This is a genomic window from Duganella aquatilis (assembly GCF_009674565.1).
Classification (GTDB): Bacteria; Pseudomonadota; Gammaproteobacteria; order Burkholderiales; family Burkholderiaceae_D; genus Rugamonas; species Rugamonas aquatilis.
Genome location: NZ_WKJL01000059.1, coordinates 1 through 4241 on the forward strand (window position 1 = coordinate 1; position 4241 = coordinate 4241).

The window sequence follows — 4241 nt, forward strand, 5'->3', positions numbered from 1 at the left end:
ACAGGACCGTGAAACGACTCTACGCCGATGATAGTGCTGCAACCAGTGTGAAAGTAGGTTATCGTCAAGCTAGTTATTAGAAAAAGCCCCTTCCGGAGAAAATCTGGTTGGGGCTTTTTTGCTTTTGGCGCTCAGAACTGCCAGCGCACGCCGGCAGTAATCAGACTTACCTCGCTTTTGGTCAGATAGCTGCCCTCCAGGTTGATCGACCAGTTGCGGTTGAACGCATAGCCGACGCCAAGGCCGATGATCGGATCGGTCTGGTCGTGATCGTCCAGGCCGCTGCGATTCGGCTTCATGCTGGTACGGCCGATGCCGACGCGGCCGTAAGCACGGAAATGGTCGTCCAGGTGGGCGGTACCCAGCACGGCGACACCATAGTGCTGGTCCGGGTAATCGCCCGCCGGCGCAAAACTGCCGCGGAAAGGATTCAGGCTGAGGCTGCGCGTATAAAACTCAAAACCGAAGTTGTTGGTGTACTGGTAGCCCAGTGCGGCGCCAAAGGTGATATCGCCGCTGTTGTCGGCATATTGCGAGGAGATGGATGCGCGGCCGGCAACGATGGAGGCATAGGCGCCAGGTTCGACGGCAAATGCCGGCGCTGCGCCCAGGCTGAGCGCAAGTGCGCTGAAGATGAGTCGCATGGATGATCCTGATCAAGGGTGATACAGCAGACTGCGGAATTGGTTTATTTGCAATTCCGCTCCTGCCCGCATACTACCGCCTGATTATTTTTAAATCAACCTTGTCAGTTCCGCCGGCTGCACGCTCAACAGGCGCCGCATGGCGCTGGCTTCTTCACTGGGGCTGCGGCCGAAGTAGCGCTTGAACTCACGGCTGAACTGCGACGGACTTTCGTAGCCGACTTGCTGCGAGGCCGATTGCGCCGTCATATCGTTGCGCGCCATCAGCAGCCGCGCCTGCAGCAGGCGCGCCGATTTCAGGTACTGGATCGGCGAACAATGCGTCACCGATTTGAAGTGCACGTGGAAGGCCGGTACGCTCATGCTGGCCTCTGCCGCCAGCATGCCGACATCGATATCGGCCGCATAGTCGGCGTGAATGCGGCGCAAGGCCTTGGCGATGCGGCCGAATTGTCCCTGGCTGGTGAGCGCCGCGCGCATCGCCGCGCCTTGTTCGCCCATCAGCGCGCGATAGCAGATTTCGCGCACAATGCCTGGTCCCAGCACGCGCGCTTCCAGCGGCGAACTCAACGCTTCGAGCAGGCGTTCCACGGTGTCGCGCAGGCGCTCGTCCATGCGCGTCACCATCATGCCTTTCGGCATGGCCGGCACTTCGGTGTCGCTCTGGTCGATGGCAAACATCAGGTCGGCCAGCGTGGTGCGGTCGACGCGGATCGAGATGCCGAGAAACGGATGCTCCGGCGACGCCTCGGTGGTTGCGGTGAACGGCATCGGCACCGCCACTACCAGGTAGTGGTCGGCGTCGAACTGCATCGCTTCGTTGCCGAAATGGGTACTCTTGCGGCCCTGCAGGGCGATGGCGATGCAGGGCTCGTACATCACCGGCGACTTGGTCGAGCTTTGCGTGGCGCGGGTCAGGCGTACGTCCTCCACCAGGGTCTCGGTATAGCCGTCGGTGCGCGCCATCTGGTTGTGCAGGGCGATCATGCGTTCCACGCTTTGCTCCTCTTGAATGCGGTGATGAATAGGAATGATCCACGATTCACGCGCGGACCGCCACCATTGCGGGTGCGATGCATAGGATTAGGCAAGAACTGCATAGTCATGTGCATTCGCAGCATGAACTTTCATCCGTAAGATGCAGTCTGTGTTAATGGCTTGGAAAGGACTGCATCATGACTCAAACGCAACGCAAAGTTATCCTGATTGCCGGCGCCAGCCGTGGCTCCGGTCCAGCCACCGCCCGCCAACTCGCCGGGGAGGGCCATCACGTCGTGCTGGGCGCGCGCCGGTCCAGCAAGCTGCATGCGCTGGTGGCGGAAATCCGCAAGGCCGGCGGTTCGGCCGAATGGTTCGCGCTGGACGTCAGCCAGCCGGAGGAGATGCGCGAATTCCTGGCGTTTGCCGAGGATGTGCACAAGCGTGTCGATGTGGTGATCAACAACGCTTGAACAGGACTTGAATCATGCTGTCCGCCGTGGCCTGCAGCTCTTCCTGGCCATGGTAGATACGCTCCATCACAACATTGCCGCGCGTGAAGGTCACCAGCAAGCGCGCGGCGTCTTTCGGCGATAAGGTCAGGCGCGCCCGGGCGTCCGGCTGCGACAATCGCTCTTCCAGCACTTCCGCCAATCCTTCCAACATGCCGCGCAGGGCGTTGCGCACCGGTTCGTCCATCGCGGTTTCGTCGGTGGCGATCTTGGTCGTCAGGCAGCCGCGCGTGCGCGACGACGGCGTGTCATCCAGCGGCGGCACCGGCTCGGACATCGAACTGATCACATACGCAAAGTATGCCCGCAGCGCGGCGACCGGATCGTCCAGCTGCATGTGCTGGCGCACCATGCCCAGGTAGTGCTCCCGATAGCGCGCGAACGCCAGCAGGAAGATGGTCTGCTTGTCGCCATAGGCGTTGTACAGCGAGCCGCGCAGTACGCCGGTGGCCTGCGCCAGCTGCTGCATCGAGGTCGCACCATAACCCTGGCGCCAGAATACGTGCATCGCACGCTCCAGCGCCTGGTCTTCGTTGAATTGTTTTATGCCTGCCATGGACTGGATTATCAAGATATTTGACATCGGTGTCAAGTTTGACTATGCTGTCAAACATGATTTCTGCTTTGAGGAACTTTTCATGGATACCGTAGAAGACCGTGGCGCCACCGCGCGTGCCATTTTTGCCGGCCTGTGCGCCAGCCTGGTGGGCATCGGGCTGGCGCGCTTCGCCTATACGCCGCTGATACCGCCGATGATCGAGGCGCACTGGTTCGTCGCCAAGGATGTGATCTACCTTGGCGCCGCCAACCTGGTGGGCTATCTGGTCGGCGCCTTGCTGGGCCGGCCGCTGGCGCGGCGCTATGGCGCGCGCATCACGCTGCGCGGCATGATGCTGCTGGCGTCGGCCGCGTTTTTCGCCTGTGCCTTCCCGCTGTCGGTGACGTGGTTCTTCGCCTGGCGGCTGCTGTCGGGCGTGGCCGGCGGCATCATCATGGTGCTGGCGGCGATGACCGTGCTGCCGCATGTGCCGCCGCATCGCAAGGGCATGGCGAGCGGCGCCATCTTCCTGGGGATTGGCCTGGGTATCGCGGCGTCGGGTACGGTGGTGCCGCTGCTGCTGGATATGGGCATGCGTGCAACCTGGCTGGGACTGGGCGCGCTGTCGCTGCTGCTCAGTGTGGCGAGTTGGTCCTGCTGGCCGAATGCCGTACACACGCATGTGCCGGCCGGCGAGCCGAACGCCGCAATGCAGGCGGCTGTGCGTGTCGATCTGCGCCTGCTCTATACCCAGTATGCGCTGATGGCGGTGGGCCTGGTGCCGATGATGGTGTTCCTGGTCGACTACGTGGCGCGCGGCCTGGGCTGGGGCACGCATACGGCGGCACTGTTCTGGGTGGTGTATGGCGTCGGCGCGATTGCCGGGCCGATGGTGTATGGTGCCTTGTCCGATCGCCTGGGGCCGGCGCTGACCAGCCACCTGACGATCTGGCTGCAAATCGGCGCGATTGCGCTGATGATGTTCTCGACGCAGCACGTGGTGCTGCTGGCGGCGACGCTGGTGATCGGCTCCTTCCCGCCAGGCATCGTCCCGATCACCCTGAGCCGTGTGCATCGCATCCTGGACGGCGATGCGCATGCGCAGAACGTCGTGTGGAGCAAGGCGACGACGGTGTTCGCCTTGTTCCAGGCCTTGGCTGGTTACACTTATTCCTATGTGTTCGCGCAAAGCGGCGGCAATCACCGTTTGCTGATGGGGATAGGCGCGGGGGCGCTGGTGATTGCCTTGTTGGCGGATGGCGTAAAGAAAGCCCTTGCCAAACCTGCGGCCTCCTTGGTATGATTCTGTCCCTCGCGAAACGATGTGTGCAAATGCAGAGTGAAGCAGGAAAAAAGAAGGTTGACAGGATGTAGAAAATGCTCCATACTCTTCCTTCTGTGCTGATGAACAAAACGCTTCTTCAGCTAGCAACACCGAATTAGATCTTTAAAAATTTACAGTCGATAAATGTGGGCGTTTGATGCAAGTGCACGCTGAACTTCGGTTCGGCGAAACTAAAAGCATTAAATGCTCAACAAGAAATACTGTCAGTATTTTGAGTGAGCGAA

5 protein-coding genes are annotated in these 4241 nt (G+C 60.9%); 2 read left to right on the top strand and 3 right to left on the bottom strand.

Translation table 11 applies throughout. The annotated features are described in order from the left end of the window. Positions 1-131: 131 nt before the first annotated feature. Together GJ698_RS30115 and GJ698_RS30120 are read right to left on the bottom strand one after the other, a co-directional pair. Positions 132-644 carry a porin family protein gene (locus tag GJ698_RS30115; protein WP_154361538.1) on the bottom strand — a complete coding sequence of 171 codons (513 nt, stop codon included), beginning with the start codon at positions 642-644 and terminating at the stop codon, positions 132-134. 90 nt (positions 645-734) lie between these two features. Continuing rightward, positions 735-1631, bottom strand: coding sequence for an AraC family transcriptional regulator (locus tag GJ698_RS30120; protein WP_154361542.1), 897 nt, complete (start codon positions 1629-1631; stop codon positions 735-737). A 188-nt stretch (positions 1632-1819) separates the two neighbouring features. Here GJ698_RS30120 and GJ698_RS30125 point away from each other — a divergent pair, with 188 nt between their 5' ends. Continuing rightward, positions 1820-2095, top strand: a complete 276-nt coding sequence (locus tag GJ698_RS30125) for an SDR family NAD(P)-dependent oxidoreductase (RefSeq protein WP_154361539.1) — start codon at positions 1820-1822, stop codon at positions 2093-2095. Here the strand turns inward: GJ698_RS30125 and GJ698_RS30130 are convergent. After that, on the bottom strand, positions 2082-2690 hold the full coding sequence (locus GJ698_RS30130; RefSeq protein ID WP_154361540.1) for a TetR/AcrR family transcriptional regulator: 609 nt from the start codon (positions 2688-2690) through the stop codon (positions 2082-2084). The two genes, GJ698_RS30125 and GJ698_RS30130, sit on opposite strands and share 14 nt — an antisense overlap. A gap of 82 nt (positions 2691-2772) precedes the next feature. Here GJ698_RS30130 and GJ698_RS30135 point away from each other — a divergent pair, with 82 nt between their 5' ends. Further along, complete coding sequence (locus GJ698_RS30135; RefSeq protein WP_154361541.1) at positions 2773-3975, top strand: YbfB/YjiJ family MFS transporter; 1203 nt, start codon at positions 2773-2775, stop codon at positions 3973-3975. Positions 3976-4241 lie beyond the last annotated feature (266 nt).